Genomic DNA, 15,747 nt, shown 5'->3' with positions numbered 1-15,747 from the left:
TTTTTGGTAAGCTCTGGCTAGAAGCCCGCCGCAATCGACGCCGTGAGCGCCTTTTGAAGTTATCCCCATCATCCCAAGGGCACCGAGGACCCGCAGGCCCACGCCGATCTTGCTTGAGATTGCGCGAAGTGCTTGGATGAACCTGAGGCTTGGCGTAAACTGATACCCGCAAACGACCATAAGAAGGGAAACTCCATGAGTGTGCGTGTATCCGGGAAACATATGGAAATTGGTGAATCCTTCCGTCAAAAGATCGAGGACCAAATTGGTATGGCCATCACGAAATACTTCGACGGGGGGTATTCCGGCCAGGTGACCGTCGAAAAGGCGAGTTCTCGTTTCTCGGCAGATTGCAAGCTTCATCTCGACAGCGGAGTGGTGCTGCATGCCGCCGGCGAAGCAACCGATCCCCAGCTTGCCTTCGACGCCGCTTCCGAGCGCATCGAGAAGCGTCTGCGCCGCTACAAACGCAAGCTGAAGGACCATCATGCCGGAAACCACCTGAATGGTTTTGCAGAAGTCTCCTACACGGTCATGGACTCCGTTCCTGATCACGAGGATGAAATTCCCGACGATTTCGCCCCGGCGATCGTCGCTGAAAGCACGAAGCAGCTGAAGACCATGTCGGTCGCCACCGCCGTGATGGCGCTCGACATGACCGACGAGCCGCTTCTCCTGTTCCGCAGCCCCGGCAAGGAACATCTGAACATTGTTTACCGTCGCCACGACGGGAATATTGGCTGGATCGATTCGGCCAATATCAAAGGCTGAGATCAGGGCGGTGAGCGGCGGTATCGCCGCCGCTCCCCCGCATCATCTGATCCCGGCGACAGAAGGAAAAAGAAATGGCATTGGCAGATTTGCTCCATCAGGATGCGATCATTCCCGCCCTCAGAGTAAATTCCAAGAAACAGTTGCTTCAGGAATTGGCGGCACGAGCCGCAAGGATCACCGGGCTCTCCGAACGGGAGATCTTCGACGTCATCCTGCAGCGCGAACGCCTGGGCTCGACCGGCGTCGGCAACGGTATCGCCATTCCCCACGGCAAGCTGGTGAACATTCATTCGATCGTCGGCATCTTCGCGCGGCTGGAGCAGCCGGTCGATTTCGAAGCGCTGGACGACCAGCCGGTCGATCTCGTCTTCCTGCTTTTGGCGCCGGAAGGCGCGGGCGCCGATCATCTCAAGGCGCTGTCGCGCATCGCCCGCGTCCTGCGTGATCATGATCTCGTGGCAAAGCTGCGCGCCACCGATTCCGCCTCTGCGATCTACGCCTTCCTCAACGAAGAGCAGACCTCGAACGCGGCCTGAACCACTTCTATTCCTGATAAAAAAGGCGCCTGATTTCGCAGGCGCCTTTTTTCATCATAGAACGGAACGGAACGATCAGAACTCTTCCCAGCTGTCCTGCGCCACGGCGGCGGAACCGCGCGACGGCGCGGCCGGTCGGCGGGCTGCCGGGACGGCGGCCCGAGGCGAGGCGGCTGGGGCAGCCGGCGCCCGCATCTGCTGGGCGACGGCGGTGAGCTGAGCAGCGTTGCCCGAACCGGAGACCCGGAAGCGTGTGGCGAGCGCCTTCAGCGTCTGCGCCTCGTCGTTGAGCGCCACGCTGGCGGCGGTCGCTTCCTCGACCATCGCCGCGTTCTGCTGCGTCACCTGGTCCATCTGGTTCATGGCCTGGTTGATTTCCTTGAGCCCGACCGCCTGTTCGCTGGCCGAAGCCGAGATCTGCCGGATGAGGTCGTTGATGCCCATCACCTGTTCGGCGATCTTGTGCAGCGTGCCGCCGGCACGCCCGACGAGATCGACGCCTTCCTTGACCTGGACGGCCGAGGTGTTGATCAGCGTCTTGATCTCCTTGGCGGCGTTGGCCGAGCGCTGCGCGAGTTCGCGCACTTCCTGGGCGACGACGGCAAAACCCTTGCCGGCCTCGCCGGCGCGCGCCGCCTCGACGCCGGCATTCAGCGCCAGCAGATTGGTCTGGAAGGCGATCTCGTCGATGACGCCGATGATCCGCGAGACCTCCGTCGAAGACTGTTCGATCCCCTGCATCGAGGCGATCGCCTTCTGCACCACCTCGCCGGACCTTTCGGCATCCTGGCAGGCGAGGCTGACGTTGTCGGCCGCCGTGCGGGCATTATCGGCGCTGGAATCGACCTGCGCGGTGAGCTCGTTGAGCGCCGCCGCCGTCTCCTCCAGGCTGGCCGCCTGCTGTTCGGTGCGCTTGGCGAGATCGGAGGCGCTGTTGCTGATCTCGCCGGTGCCCGAGCCGATATTGGCAACGCTGAGGGTCATGGTGTTGATGGTCTCTTCGAGGCTTGCAAGCGCCGCGTTGAAATCCTGCTTCAGCTTGCCGTATTCGCCGGGGAAGTCGTCGCTGATGCGGTGGCCGAGATTGCCCCGCGACAGCTCGGAAAGGCCGGCGCCGACAATCGAGACGATACGGCGCTGCAGCGACACCGATTCCTGGCGTTCCGATTCCGAGCGGCCGCGCTCGGCCTCGGCCGCCTGCCGTTCTCTGGCAGCCTCGTCTTCGAGACGCTTGGTGTCGGCGAGTGTAAAGCGGAAACCTTCGAGCGCCTTGGCGACCGAACCGACCTCGTCGCTGCGATCCTGGGCTGCGACCGGCTCGCCATAGTGGCCATCGCTGAGCGTCTTGACGCTGGCGACGAGCCCCCCGAGTGGCCGCTGCACCAGCGAACGGACGGCGAAATAGAGCGCGAGCATGACGGCGCCGAGCACGATCAGGCCGTTGATGATCATCATATAGGTCTGGTCTTTGACCGGTGCGTTGATGGCGGCATGCGGGACGTCGACGAGCACGACCCAGGTGGCGTTGACGCCGGGAACGGCGAAGGGATAGACGACCCGGTCGAAGGGATCGAGGCCGTCATAGGTCAGGTTCCTGACGAGGCCGGGCTCTTTGCTCGACAGCGCCGCCTTGACGATGTCGGCGCCTTCGCCGTCATATTGCTTGGTCATCAGGTCGGGGATCGGCGCGACGATCCAGTTGCCGGCCTGCGACAGCAGCGTCACGCGGCCGGAGCCGAAAGGATGCAGTGCCTGCAGCTTGTCGGTCAGCGACTTCAGCGAGATGTCGACGCCGCCGACGCCGATCATCTTACCATCAGACATGACGGGATAGGCGATCGAGGTCAGCAGCGTCGGAACGTCGGTGCCTTCGGCCATGTAAGGCGTCGTGATCGCACCCTTGCCGCTATCGGCGGCAAGCTTCCACCATTCGGCAGTATAATCTTCGTCGAAAGTCGAATACTGGACGCCGCCATCCTTGGTCTTCGACCAATAGGGCGTGAAGACGCCGTTCTTGTTTCCGCCCTCGTCCTTGTTGTTGGCGAACTCGGTGCTCTTGCCGTCAAACGCGCCGAGCTTCTCGCAGAACCAGCTGCCGAAGGCGAAGGCATTCTGCTCGATATTGGCCTTCAGGACGTTGATGACGCCCTTGCGATCGAGCGACTTGCCTTCATGGGCGCGGCCGATGACACCGGTCATGCTGCGCGCGGCGCTGGCAAGTTCACCGACATTGGCGGCGATCTCATTGGCGATCGATTTCGCCTCGAGATTGGCCTGATCCATCGTCAGCGTCTGGACGCGGTCCCGGGTCTGGCCGATGAGGAAAAAGTTCGAGACGATCAGCACAAGCGCGATGGCGATGCCGGTGATGACGATGAGCTTCGCCGCAAGCGATTTCATTCGAAAAATGAACATGGAGTCCTCGGGCATGGGATGCGCCGAACGGGCATTCTCCGGCGCAGGAGCGAAGGCATCGCCCCGTCATGGAGCAGCCGAATGAGCCGCGGATCCGCAAGCGCGACGATCCGGCGATCACGAGGAAGATCGCCGGAAATACCTTAAATTTGAATGAAACTCGAATGGTCGAGGCAAGGAAAACCGCAGAAATTCCCTCAAAACTAACGGGTTTTCTCGGCGGCTTCGCAAAGAGACTGAAACTATATTCTGTCCGCGACGTCCTTGCTTGACGGGATCGATGGCTGCGCTCCCGCCTTGAGGCATGCGAGCGAGCCGGCGACGGCCGCCCGGCGCAGCGCGGTGGGAAAATCGAGGCCGTCATCGAGACTTGCGGCGAAATAACCGCAGAAGGTGTCTCCCGCCCCCACCGTATCGACCGGATCGATTTTCAGGCCTTGCGCCCTGGAAATGACCCCGTCGCGGATGGCGATGACGCCATCGCCGCCGAGTGTGACGATCAGCGTCTGGCCGGTCTCCTGGTGCAGGCGGTGAAGGGCTGCCTCGCGTGCTTCGGCGTCCATGCCGTCCTGTCCGGCGAGCCGCTCGAACTCGGTTTCGTTGGCGATGACGATATCGGCCAGGCGCCCCAGACGCGGCGCATCGGGGATCAGCGGCGCGAGGTTGAGGATGCTGGTGATGCCCTTGGCGCGGCCAGCCGACAGTGCACGTTCGACGGCATCGACCGGCACTTCGAGCTGCAGCATCAGGATATCGCCTTCGTTCATCCTGCCGACCGCCGTCTCGGCATCGCCAGCTGTCACCAAGCCGTTGGCGCCGGGGACCACGGCGATCATGTTCTCACCATCGCCGCCGACGAGGATCAGCGCCGTGCCTGTGGGACCGTCGACATGCTTGACCAGGGAGAGGTCGGTTCCGGCGTCATCGAGCAGGGCGAGTGCGTCGGCGGCAAAACCATCCTTGCCGACGGCGCCGGCCATATGCACATAGCGGCCGGCGCGGCGGGCTGCCAGCGCCTGATTGGCGCCCTTGCCGCCGGCGGCCGTGGCAAATCCGTTGCCGGCGACCGTCTCGCCGGGCTTCGGCAGGCGCGCGGTCGTGGCGATGAGATCCATGTTGATGGACCCGAAAACTGTGATCATGAGGATGTCCCGTCCTTTGGAACACGCGGGCGACGTCATGTTCCAACTCTTGTATGAAATGCGGGGCAGACACTGCCCGAAGCGGTCACTCCTCGTCAACCACCCGAAGCTTGAGAAGACCGGTGCGGCTTTCCACCGATTTGGCCGGGGTCTCGCCGTCGCGGGCCGGCCTGGCATCGCCGCCCGCCTCGAATTCCAGCGCTTCGATCCTGGCGCCGCGCCTGGTGAGCTTGTCGGCTGACGTGACGACCATGTCGACATCCTTCTGCGCCATGGCGAAATGGCCCTGCAGCTTGCGCACCCGCTCGTCGAGGCGGCCGAGATCGTCCATCAGCAGCGCCACCTCGCCCTGGATCAGATGCGCCTGCGCCCGCATGCGCTGGTCCTTGAGCACGGCCTGGATAACCTGGATCGACAGCATCAGCAGCGACGGCGAGACGATGACGATGCGCGCCCGGTGCGCCTTCTGCACCACCGGCTCGAAATTTTCGTGGAGCTCGGCAAAGATCGATTCGGACGGCACGAAGAGAAAGGCGGTATCCTGGGTTTCTCCCTGGATCAGGTATTTCTCGGCAATATCCCTTATATGGATCTCCATGTCGCGGCGGAACTGCTGGCCGGCGAGCTTGCCGGCCTCGGGGCTGCCGGCGTCGCGAATGGCGTTCCAGGCCTCGAGCGGGAATTTCGCGTCGATGACGAGCGGCGGCGCGCCGTTCGGCATGCGGATCGTGCAGTCCGGCCGCGAGCCGTTGGACAGCGTCTGCTGGAAGGCGTAGGCGCCCATCGGCAGGCCGTCGGCAACGATCGTCTCCATCCGCGACTGGCCGAAGGCGCCGCGCGTCTGCTTGTTGGAAAGGATCGCCTGCAGCCCGACGACGTCCTTGGCGAGCGTCTGGATATTGTTCTGCGCCGCATCGATGACCGCCAGCCGCTCCTGCAGCCGCTGCAGGTTTTCATGCGTCGATTTGGTCTGCTCGGTGATCGTTGAGCTCATGCGCTGCGACATGCCGTCGAGGCGTTGGTTGATCGACTGGTTGAGTTCGCTTTGCCGCGCGCCGAAGACCTCGGCCATGGCCGTGATGCGGCCCTGCATCTCCGCCTGGATTTTCAAAAGCTCGGCCATGCGCATCGCACTTTCCCTGGCGCGCAGATCCGCCTCCTCCGCCTGTTCGCGGCGAAGGCTGGCGGCGCGCAGAGAAAGGACGATCACCAGCAGGATGAGGGCTGCAAGAACGCCGCCGGCCAGCGCCAGCATGGCCGGGCTGATCGAGGCGACGGAAGCTGCGAGCGATTCGGAAATGACGGTCATGGCGCAACCATAACAGAAGATGCGGCAAGATATAGATCAAAACGTGAACGAAATCGGCGCTCCTCAATATCTCTGGAGGCCGCCGCGCCTTGCCGGCCAACGCGGAAAATCGCGGCCGGATTTAACGATTGCTCAACCATATTCGCCAAAAGCTGTGACGCAGAATTCCCTCCCGCGCCGTCGCGCCAAATACAGAGATACCCATGACATCCCAGCAGACCGACAGCGCGCTCAAGCAGCGTCTCGATTTCATCGAACTGGACGAGGCGGCGCGCAAGTCGATGCGGGAGCTGCGCCCTGTGATTGCCGAGCTGATCGGCGGCGCCCTCGATAAATTCTACGCCAAGATCGCCAGGACTCCCGCTGTCTCGAGCTTCTTCACGGACAGGAACCATGTCGGCCATGCCAAGAAGCGGCAGCAGGATCATTGGGCCAATCTTGCAAGCGGTGCGTTTGATGAGCGCTATGTCGAAGGCGTGACTGCCGTCGGCCGCACGCATGCCCGCATCGGGCTGGAGCCGCGCTGGTATATCGGCGGCTATGCCATCGTCATGTCCGAGCTCGTCAAGGGCATCATGGAGAAGCAGTGGCCGTCGGTCTTCGCGCGCCAGCAGGGCAGGCAACTGGCCGAGAAGCTGTCCGCCGTCATCAAATCAGGCATGCTCGACATGGATTATTCCATCTCGGTCTATCTCGAGACGCTGGAAGCCAAGCGCCGTGCGCTGGAAGAGGAGCGCGCCAAGGCGCAATCCGACCAGGCCATCGCACTGGAGCAGCTGCGCCGCGGCCTGGAAGCACTGTCGAACGGCGATCTCGAAGCCACTTTGCCATCCGACCTGCCGGGTGATTTCAGGCAGATGGCCGAGGATTACAACCGCGCCGTCAGCGCCCTTCGCCAATCCTTCGCATCCGTGCGCGACACGTCGGGCCAGATCATGAGCGGTGCCGACGTCATTTCCAATGCGACGAACGACTTGGCGCTGCGCACCGCCCAGCAGGCAGCCGGCGTCGAGGAAAGCTCGGCCGCCCTGCAGCAGCTTTCCGTCAGCGTCGGCCAGACCGCCGCCAATGCCGAAAAGGCTTCCGGCGCCGTGCGTGAGACACAGCAGAAGGCGAAGAATTCAGGTGAACTCGTCACCAGCGCCGTCTCGGCGATGGCCGGCATCGAAAAATCCTCGACCGAAATCTCCAAGATCATCGGCGTCATCGACGAGATCGCCTTCCAGACCAATCTGCTGGCGCTGAATGCCGGCGTCGAAGCGGCGCACGCCGGTGATGCCGGCAAGGGCTTTGCCGTCGTCGCCCAGGAAGTCCGCCAGCTCGCCCAGCGTACGGCTGAAGCCGCCAAGGAGATCAAGAACCTGATCTCGCAGAGCTCGACCCAGGTCAATCAGGGTGTGGGCATCGTCTCCAGCACCGGCGAGGCGCTGAACGACATGATCAGCCGCATCGATATCATCAACCGCTTCGTCGCCGATATTGCCGCCGCCGCCCGCGATCAGGCAACCGGCGTCAACGAGGTCAGCGTGGCGATCCGCAGCATGGGCGAAATCACCCAGCAGAATTCCGGCATGGTCGAGCGCACCTCGGCGGAAACCCGCCGCCTCACCGATGAGGTGGGCAAGCTGATCGAGCTGCTGCAGCACTTCCGCGCCCGGCCGGAAGGCCGCGCCGTCACCGCTGCCCGCCGTGCGGCTTGACGCGAATATGGCAAAATTCCGGGCGGGGATGCAAAAAAGCGTCTTCCCCGCCCGCCGGATAATTCCATAGTGAGAAAAGATGGGTTATGGGAACGCCCATGACCATCAAGCCACTCATCATTCTTCCCGATCCCATTCTCCGCCAGCTGTCCCAGCCGATCGAGCGGGTGGACGCCGACCTGCAGCGCCTTGCCGACGACATGCTGGAAACTATGTATGACGCGCCGGGCATCGGCCTTGCCGCCATCCAGATCGGCGTGCCGCGCCGCATGCTCGTCATCGATGTGTCGCGCGAGGGTGAGGAAAAGCAGCCGCAGGTCTTCATCAACCCCGAGATCGTCAAATCCTCCGACGAGCGCTCGGTCTATGAGGAAGGCTGCCTGTCGATTCCCGATTATTATGCCGAGGTCGAGCGCCCGGCTGTCGTCTCGGTCAAATATCTCGACCGTAACGGCAAGGAACAGATGGTGGAAGCCGACGGCCTGCTCGCCACCTGCCTGCAGCACGAGATCGACCATCTGAACGGCGTGCTGTTCATCGATTATATCTCGCGGCTGAAGCGGGAGATGGTGATCAAGAAGTTCACCAAGGCGGCGAAATCGAAGGCGCTCTGAGCGTTGCGTTGAAAATGATTCGACAAAGCATTATGATATCGTTGATATCATAATGGAGGTGCCGAATGGGTGACCTGCTTATTCGCGATGTTCCGGACGCAATGAAGCGGCAACTTCAGGAAAGCGCGCAGCGTAATGGCCGCAGCCTTTCGGAAGAGGCGATCGAAATCATCCGCCGGCAGATTGCGGTCGGGCGTTCGGGGGCTTCCGCCGGGCAGCGCCTGCGCTCGCTGATGAGCGATGAAAAGTTGAGCGATGAGGAAGTGGAAGCTATCGCCGCATCTCGTCACGAACACGACCGCGAACCGCCGCGCTTCGACACATGATCGTCCTCGATACGAATGTGATTTCCGAGTTGCAGGGGAGGACCCATAGCGAGCGGATATTGAGCTGGCTTGATGGTTACGACGTCGAGATGCTTTTCCTGACGACGATCGCCGTCGCTGAAATGCGCTATGGTCTTGAACTTCTTGATGACGGCAGGCGGAAGGCAACATTGATATCCGACTTCAACAGGATCGAGTCGGAATTTGCCGGCCGCGTGCTCGGTTTTTCCCTGAGCGCGGCCAATCGTTACGGCCTCCTGGCGGCGCAGCGCAGGAAGGCGGGACGGCCGATGGAGACCAAGGACGCGATGATCGCCGCCATCTGCCTTGCAAACGGCGCCACGCTCGCCACCCGCAACACCCGAGATTTCGAGGGGCTTGATCTCAAGCTCGTAAACCCGTTTGAAGACGGCTGATCCTCAATTGGCGAGATAGAATGTCTCTTAGCATCATTTTCATGGGAACCCCGGAGTTCTCGGTTCCGACCCTGCGCCTGCTCGTCGATGCCGGCCACAGGATCGTCGCCGTCTATACGCAGCCGCCGCGGCCGGGCGGGCGGCGCGGGCTCGATCTGCAGAAATCGCCGGTGCATCAGGCGGCCGAGCTGCTTGGTCTCCCGGTCTTCACGCCGGTCAATTTCAGGGATGCGGAGGAGCGCGAGAGGTTTGCCGCGTTCAAGGCCGATGTCGCCGTCGTCGTCGCCTACGGGCTGCTGCTGCCCGAGGCGGTTTTGAACGGCACCCGCGACGGCTGCTATAACGGCCATGCCTCGCTGCTGCCGCGCTGGCGAGGTGCTGCGCCGATCCAGCGGGCGATCATGGCCGGCGATGAAAAGACCGGCATGATGGTGATGAAAATGGACAAGGGTCTCGATACCGGCGCCGTCGCCCTGACCCGCGAGGTCGAGATCGGCCCGAACATGACGGCTGGCGAACTGCACGACCGGTTGATGCAGGTCGGCGCCAAGGCGATGGCGGAGGCCATGGTGAAGTTGGAGATGAACGACCTGCCGCTGACGCCGCAGCGGCAAGACGGCGTGCTTTACGCCGCCAAGATCGACAAGGCCGAGTCGCGCATCGATTTCGCCAGGGAGGCGCCGGATGTGCACAACCATATCCGCGGCCTCGCGCCGTTTCCGGGCGCCTGGTTCGAAGTCGAGATCGGCGGCAGGCCGGAGCGGGTGAAGGTGCTCGGCTCGGAGCTGGCTGAGGGAGAGGGCGCTGCCGGGCAGTTGCTGACCGACGACCTCGTCGTCGCTTGTGCTTCTGGCGCGGTGCGGCTGACCAGGCTGCAGAAGGCGGGCGGCAAGCCGCTTGCCGCGGCGGATTTCCTCCGCGGTACGCCGCTTGCCGCCGGCACGAGGCTTTCCTGATGCCGCGTTTCCGCATGACCGTCGAATATGACGGCGGCCCCTATGTCGGCTGGCAGCGGCAGGAGAACGGTCCTTCGGTGCAGGGCGCCATCGAAGCGGCGGTGTTGTCGCTGACCGGCGAGACCGTTTCGGTCCGCGGCGCCGGCCGCACGGATTCCGGCGTGCACGCCATGGGACAGGTAATCCATGCCGATCTTTCGAAGGAATGGTCGCCCTATCAGCTGCAGAATGCGCTGAACGCGCATCTGAGGCTTGCCGGCGAGCGCGTCTCCATTCTCGACGTCGAGGCGGTTCCCGAATTCTTCGATGCCCGCTTCTCGGCGCTCAGGCGCCATTATCTCTACCGTATCGTCAGCCGGCGGGCGCCGCTGGCGCTCGACGCCGGCAAGGCCTGGTGGGTGCCGAAGACACTCGACCACGAGGTCATGCACGCCGCCGCCCAGCGGCTGGTCGGCCGGCACGATTTCTCCACCTTCCGCTCCGCCCATTGCCAGGCAAACAGCCCGGTGCGCACGCTCGACCGGCTCGACGTGACGCGCAGCGGCGCGCTGATCGAGATCCGCGCCACCGCGCAGAGCTTCCTCCACAACCAGATCCGTTCCTTCGCCGGCACGCTGAAGCTCGCCGGCGAGGGCAAGTGGACGCCCGACGATGTCGAGGCCGCACTCGAAGCGCGCAACCGCAAGGCCTGCGGCCCGGTGGCACCGCCCGACGGGCTCTATTTCCTGCAGGTGGATTATCCCGAGGTGATCACCGACCGCCGCAGGCCGGTTACTGACACCGATGACGGTGACGATCTATCGTAGAGCCTCCGCGGCCCGGCTCAGGCGGGATAGATGCCGAGGAAGTGCTGCAGATATTCCGAAAGGATCATCGACGGCACCAGCAGCACCAGCGTCAGTGCTCCGACCATCAGCGCGTGATCATGGCAGATCATCCTGAGGATGCGCGCCAGCGCGAAGACCTGCGCCAGCATGAAGGCGAGCAGCAGCAGCGAGACGAGGCCGACCGTGCCGGGCAGGAAGAACACCAGCGCCAGCAGCAGGCCGTTGATATAGGAGAGCGGCACGCCGAGCCAATTGACGCTGACGACGACGGGGGCGAAGCGCTCGCCCATGCGGAAGGCCAGCAGCAGCACCCCGGCAAAGACCAGCGGCACGAACCAGTTGGCGACCTCGACGAGGCCGAGCCTGACAAAAAAGGCAAAATTGACATCGGCTTCCGGCGGCATCGACCGCAGGAAGGCCTGTCGCCACCAGAGCCAGGAAATACCCATCGGCGGCAGGCACCAGGCCATCGCCCAGAACGAGCGGTTGACGCCACGCTCCGACAGATCGAGGAAGCGGAAGCCGCGCGGATCCATCCGGATCAGCAGCCACAGGCCGGCCAGATAATACTGGACTTCCTTAAGACCCGGCATGGGCGAACCAGCGGTCGATGAAGGTCTCGTAGATCGTCGTCAGCGTCTCCAGATCGGCAACGGCGACACGTTCGTCGACCATGTGCATCGTCTGACCGACCAGGCCGAACTCGACGACCGGGCAATAGTCCTTGATGAAGCGGGCATCCGACGTGCCGCCGGTGGTCGAAAGCGTTGGCGACCGGCCGGTGACGCTTTCGACGGCCGAAGACAGCGAGGCGATCAACGCATTGTTGCGGGTGAGGAAGACGTGGCTCGGCCGGTCGGCCCAGACGATATCGTATTTCACCGGCTCCCGGCCCGGGCGCAGCTGGCCGTTGCCGGCGGCGGCATCGAGCCGCCGCAGGATTTCCGCACGCAGCGTATCGACGGTCCAGCTGTCGTTGAAGCGGATGTTGAAGCTTGCCGATGCCTTTGCCGGAATGACGTTCGTGGCAGGATTGCCGACATCGACCGTCGTCACTTCGAGGTTCGACGGCTGGAAATCATCGGTGCCGCCGTCGAAGGGCGGATCCATCAGCGCCTGCGTCAGCTGGACGATGCCGCGCACCGGATTGTCGGCAAGGTGCGGATAGGCGGCATGGCCCTGCACGCCGTGCACGGTGATCCTGCCCGATAGCGAGCCGCGACGGCCGATCTTGATCATGTCGCCGAGCCTGTCGGGATTGGTCGGTTCGCCGACCAGGCAGGCGTCCCAGCGCTCGCCGCGCTCCGTGGCCCATTGCAGCAGCTTGACGGTGCCGTTGATCGCCGGGCCTTCTTCGTCGCCGGTGATCAGCAGGGAAATCGAGCCGGCCGGCGCGCCGTTCTTCTCGATATGGCGGGCGACGGCGGCGACGAAACAGGCAATGCCGCCCTTCATGTCGACGGCGCCGCGGCCGAAGAGCTCGCCCTTTGATATCTCGGCGGCAAAGGGCGGATGTGTCCAGGCCGCTTCGTCACCGACCGGCACGACATCCGTGTGGCCGGCAAACATCAGATGCGGGCCGTCGCCGCCGAGGCGGGCATAGAGGTTCTCGATATCGGCTGTGCCCTCTTCGCGTGCCGTCACCTTGTCGACCGTAAAGCCGAGCGGCGCGAGCATGGCGTCGAGCGCCGTGAGCGCGCCGCCTTCGGCGGGCGTCACGGACGGGCAGCGAATCAACGTCTGGAGATTGGCGACGGGGTCGGTAGCGGTCATGGCGTCGAACTATCCGGCGGGAATGGCAAAGACATGGCAAGGCGGAGCCGCCTCGCGTAAAAAGACGCCGTCTGTTTAACGGATCAATGTGCCGGTGTCATCAATCTCTGAGCAGCTCGTTGATGCCGGTCTTGGAGCGGGTCTGTTCGTCGACGCGCTTGACGATGACGGCGCAGTAGAGGTGCGGCGCCGGCTGGCCGTTTGCCATCGTCGCATTGGCCGAGGCCATCGAACCGGCGACGACGACGGAATAGGGCGGCACTTCGCCGTACATCACTTCACCGGTGGCGCGGTCGACGATCTTGGTCGACTTGCCGATGTAAACGCCCATGCCGAGCACGGAGCCTTCCCGGATGATGCAGCCCTCGACCACTTCGGAGCGGGCGCCGATGAAGCAATTGTCCTCGATGATCGTCGGGCCGGCCTGCATCGGCTCCAGCACGCCGCCGATGCCGACGCCGCCGGAGAGATGCACATGTTTGCCGATCTGTGCGCAGGAGCCGACCGTCGCCCAGGTATCGACCATCGTGCCTTCGCCGACATAGGCGCCGAGATTGACGAAGGAGGGCATCAGGATGGCGTTCGGCGCGATATAGGCCGAGCGGCGCACAACGCAGTTGGGCACGGCGCGGAAGCCTGCGGCGCGGAATTGGTTCTCGCCCCAGTTTTCGAATTTCGAGGGAACCTTGTCCCACCAGGTGGAATTGCCCGAGCCGCCCTTGACCACTTCCATGTCGTTGAGGCGGAAGGACAGGAGCACCGCCTTCTTCAGCCACTGATTGACCGTCCAGGCGCCGTCGGCGCCGCGGGTCGCCACGCGGACCTTGCCGGCATCCAGCAGATCGAGTGCTGCTTCGACAGCATCGCGGACCTCGCCCTTTGTCGACATGTTCACATTGTCACGATTGTCGAAGGCGGCTTCGATGGTCTTTTCGAGGGATGCGAGGTCGGTGGCGCTCATGGGAATTCCTTAAACTTCGATCTTTATCGTGGAGACGGCGCAGTCTCCGGAATTGCGGTTGGCGGGATTGTGTCCTGCTCTACAGCATGCGCCCGTAGAATGGAATTATTTTTCGGGCAGGATCAATCTGGTTTCAAGGCGTTATAGCGACATATCCGGCACTAAGGCCGGCAGTACTGAAAGGCATTTCGACATGGCGAAGGGACGAAACGGCGGTTCTAGGCGCAAGGATGGCGTATGGGACCCGCTGAAAAGCAGTTCGACCGACAGGCAGCGGGCCCAAGCCGTGCCGAAGACGCCGCAGACGATGTCGCCTGCCTATCGCCTTGCCTATGTCGACGAGGATTTCCTTTGCCGCGAGGAATTGCGGCCGATCCGCCTGCAGCTGGAGCTGCTGAAGACCGAGATGATGCTGACGGAACGCGGCATCCGCTCGACCGTCGTCATGTTCGGCGGCGCCCGCATTCCCGCCCCCGGCCAGAGCGCCTGGGCGGCGCGCAACGACATCCAGCGCGTCAATCTGGAGGCGGCGTCCGTCTATTATGACGAGGCCCGCAAATTCGCCCGGCTCTGCTCGAAATATTCGGCCAGCTTCGATTTCCAGGAATATGTCATTGTCACCGGCGGCGGTCCCGGCGTCATGGAGGCGGGCAATCGCGGCGCGGCCGACGAGGGCGCACCCTCGATCGGCCTCAACATCGTGCTGCCGCACGAGCAGGCGCCGAACGCCTATGTGACGCCGGAGCTCAGCTTCAACTTCCACTATTTCGCCATTCGCAAGATGCATTTCATGGTGCGCGCCAAGGCGATCGCGGTCTTTCCCGGTGGGTTCGGAACGCTCGACGAATTCTTCGAATGCCTGACGCTGATCCAGACCGGCCGCATGGAGCGGCTGCCGCTGATCCTGTTCGGCGAGGCCTTCTGGCGCAGCATCATCAATTTCGAGGCATTGGCCGAATTCGGCACGATCGCGCCTGATGACGTCAAGCTGATCAGCTTCGTCGACACGGCCGACGCCGCATGGAAGATCGTCCAGGATTTCTACGAGCACTAAGAATAGGGCCTGAGCGCAGGTCCCGATCGCGAGAGTTGTCCCTTTCCCCGCCGGAGCGGGGAAAGAGCGGAGCAATGGTTCGTCCAGCCTTACAGGAGCGGCCGGTCCGGCATGTCGTCGATCGAGATGACGCCGTCCTTGTTGCGGTCCATGCGGGTGAACAGCTTGTCGAAGGCGGCAACCGCTTCCTGTTTGGAAACCTGGCCGTTCTCGTCGGTGTCGGCCCGGCGCATCATCATCGAGGCGCGCATGAAGGTGCCGCCATGGCGCATCCAGTGATGGCCGTCATGCCCGTCGCGGGGCGGCCGCCCGGCCTCGTTATCCGGCATGTCGGGCGCGGCGTTCGCGTCCTTTTCGCCGCCGGCCTCCTGCTTGTGCTGATCCTTCATCGCCTGCAGCTGGGTCTGCCGGTACTGGCGGATTTCGCCTGGAGTCAGCGAGCCGTCATTGTTGGTGTCGATCGCGGCGAAGATCTTGTCGAGGCCGCCGGTCGCTTCCTCCTTGGAGACCTTGCCATCCTTGTTCGCGTCGAACTCCTTGAGCATGCGGACATAAGTGATTTCGAGGAAGGCGTCGCGGCCCGGACCGTCCATGCCGGCATGATGCGGACGCGGCCCGTTGCCGGGTGCGGCAAAGCTTGCCCCGGCGGCTCCGCCGAAAATGAGGACGGAGGAGAGCGCTGCCACTATCAGCTTGTTGCGGTACATCGTGTTTCCCTTTCGTAAGGTGTCCCTTGACGAAAGAGGCTAGGGCAGCGGACCCAAAAGACCCAGTTAAACATCGGTAAGCTGGGTGAAACTTTGGTAAGGTGACCGGTAGAGCTTTTCCTGGTTAGATTGAAGCATTCTGCCGGAGCAGGTTTTCGTCAGGGCAGAGGCGATTGGCGACGGGCATACCCCAAGGTATGTCCGAGCCGAGCGCCTCTGATCCTGGCGGAAAAATGC

General features: G+C 63.1%; 16 protein-coding genes. 9 read left to right on the top strand and 7 right to left on the bottom strand.

Annotated elements, in window-relative coordinates; genetic code table 11:
• The first annotated feature begins 195 nt into the window (after positions 1 to 195).
• Positions 196 to 771, top strand: a complete 576-nt coding sequence (gene raiA / locus CO655_RS21265; protein WP_003570772.1) for a ribosome-associated translation inhibitor RaiA — start codon at positions 196 to 198, stop codon at positions 769 to 771.
• A 74-nt stretch (positions 772 to 845) separates the two neighbouring features.
• Positions 846 to 1,310, top strand: a complete 465-nt coding sequence (gene ptsN / locus CO655_RS21260) for a PTS IIA-like nitrogen regulatory protein PtsN (RefSeq protein WP_003570770.1) — start codon at positions 846 to 848, stop codon at positions 1,308 to 1,310.
• Between the two features lie 75 nt (positions 1,311 to 1,385).
• Here the strand turns inward: ptsN and CO655_RS21255 are convergent, their stop codons facing one another.
• From CO655_RS21255 to CO655_RS21245, 3 genes are all read right to left on the bottom strand, one after another.
• Positions 1,386 to 3,725 (bottom strand): methyl-accepting chemotaxis protein, encoded by a 2,340-nt coding sequence (locus CO655_RS21255; RefSeq protein WP_097606868.1) that lies wholly within the window; start codon positions 3,723 to 3,725, stop codon positions 1,386 to 1,388.
• A 242-nt stretch (positions 3,726 to 3,967) separates the two neighbouring features.
• Complete coding sequence (locus CO655_RS21250; RefSeq protein WP_097606869.1) at positions 3,968 to 4,867, bottom strand: ribokinase; 900 nt, start codon at positions 4,865 to 4,867, stop codon at positions 3,968 to 3,970.
• Between the two features lie 85 nt (positions 4,868 to 4,952).
• Positions 4,953 to 6,176 carry a DNA recombination protein RmuC gene (locus CO655_RS21245; RefSeq protein WP_097666391.1) on the bottom strand — a complete coding sequence of 408 codons (1,224 nt, stop codon included), beginning with the start codon at positions 6,174 to 6,176 and terminating at the stop codon, positions 4,953 to 4,955.
• Positions 6,177 to 6,379: 203 nt separating this feature from the next.
• Here CO655_RS21245 and CO655_RS21240 point away from each other — a divergent pair, with 203 nt between their 5' ends.
• From CO655_RS21240 to truA, 6 genes are all read left to right on the top strand, one after another.
• Positions 6,380 to 7,876 carry a globin-coupled sensor protein gene (locus CO655_RS21240; protein WP_097666389.1) on the top strand — a complete coding sequence of 499 codons (1,497 nt, stop codon included), beginning with the start codon at positions 6,380 to 6,382 and terminating at the stop codon, positions 7,874 to 7,876.
• A 98-nt stretch (positions 7,877 to 7,974) separates the two neighbouring features.
• Complete coding sequence (gene def / locus CO655_RS21235; RefSeq protein WP_097606966.1) at positions 7,975 to 8,490, top strand: peptide deformylase; 516 nt, start codon at positions 7,975 to 7,977, stop codon at positions 8,488 to 8,490.
• Between the two features lie 65 nt (positions 8,491 to 8,555).
• Entirely contained in the window at positions 8,556 to 8,816 is a 261-nt protein-coding gene (locus CO655_RS21230) for a plasmid stabilization protein (protein WP_009991317.1), read from the top strand.
• Positions 8,813 to 9,232, top strand: a complete 420-nt coding sequence (locus CO655_RS21225; protein WP_097666387.1) for a type II toxin-antitoxin system VapC family toxin — start codon at positions 8,813 to 8,815, stop codon at positions 9,230 to 9,232. The genes CO655_RS21230 and CO655_RS21225 overlap by 4 nt, the downstream gene beginning before the upstream one ends.
• Positions 9,233 to 9,252: 20 nt before the next feature.
• Positions 9,253 to 10,188, top strand: coding sequence for a methionyl-tRNA formyltransferase (gene fmt, locus CO655_RS21220; RefSeq protein WP_097666385.1), 936 nt, complete (start codon positions 9,253 to 9,255; stop codon positions 10,186 to 10,188).
• A complete protein-coding gene (gene truA, locus CO655_RS21215) occupies positions 10,188 to 10,994 on the top strand; it encodes a tRNA pseudouridine(38-40) synthase TruA (protein ID WP_097666383.1) in 807 nt (268 codons plus the stop codon). The genes fmt and truA overlap by 1 nt, the downstream gene beginning before the upstream one ends.
• Positions 10,995 to 11,011: 17 nt before the next feature.
• On the opposite strand, the gene CO655_RS21210 is transcribed toward truA, so the two are convergent.
• The 3 genes from CO655_RS21210 to dapD form a co-directional block, all read right to left on the bottom strand.
• Positions 11,012 to 11,608, bottom strand: coding sequence for a hypothetical protein (locus CO655_RS21210; RefSeq protein WP_097666381.1), 597 nt, complete (start codon positions 11,606 to 11,608; stop codon positions 11,012 to 11,014).
• The gene (gene dapE, locus CO655_RS21205; RefSeq protein ID WP_097666379.1) at positions 11,595 to 12,788 is read right to left on the bottom strand and encodes a succinyl-diaminopimelate desuccinylase; all 1,194 of its coding nucleotides are present in this window, start codon (positions 12,786 to 12,788) and stop codon (positions 11,595 to 11,597) included. The genes CO655_RS21210 and dapE overlap by 14 nt, the downstream gene beginning before the upstream one ends.
• 100 nt (positions 12,789 to 12,888) lie before the next feature.
• Positions 12,889 to 13,749, bottom strand: coding sequence for a 2,3,4,5-tetrahydropyridine-2,6-dicarboxylate N-succinyltransferase (gene dapD, locus CO655_RS21200; protein ID WP_097606877.1), 861 nt, complete (start codon positions 13,747 to 13,749; stop codon positions 12,889 to 12,891).
• Between the two features lie 193 nt (positions 13,750 to 13,942).
• Between dapD and CO655_RS21195 the strand changes: the two genes are divergently transcribed.
• Positions 13,943 to 14,803, top strand: a complete 861-nt coding sequence (locus tag CO655_RS21195; protein WP_010031366.1) for an LOG family protein — start codon at positions 13,943 to 13,945, stop codon at positions 14,801 to 14,803.
• Between the two features lie 89 nt (positions 14,804 to 14,892).
• Here CO655_RS21195 and CO655_RS21190 read toward each other — a convergent pair whose 3' ends face one another.
• Positions 14,893 to 15,510: an EF-hand domain-containing protein gene (locus CO655_RS21190; protein ID WP_097606878.1), complete on the bottom strand. Its 618-nt coding sequence runs from the start codon at positions 15,508 to 15,510 to the stop codon at positions 14,893 to 14,895.
• Positions 15,511 to 15,747: the final 237 nt, after the last annotated feature.

Source organism: Rhizobium sp. M1 (genome assembly GCF_002531805.1).
GTDB classification, from domain to species: domain Bacteria; phylum Pseudomonadota; class Alphaproteobacteria; order Rhizobiales; family Rhizobiaceae; genus Rhizobium; species Rhizobium etli_C.
The sequence above is the reverse complement of the archived record's forward strand: the minus strand, read 5'-3'. Positions and strand labels throughout refer to the sequence as shown.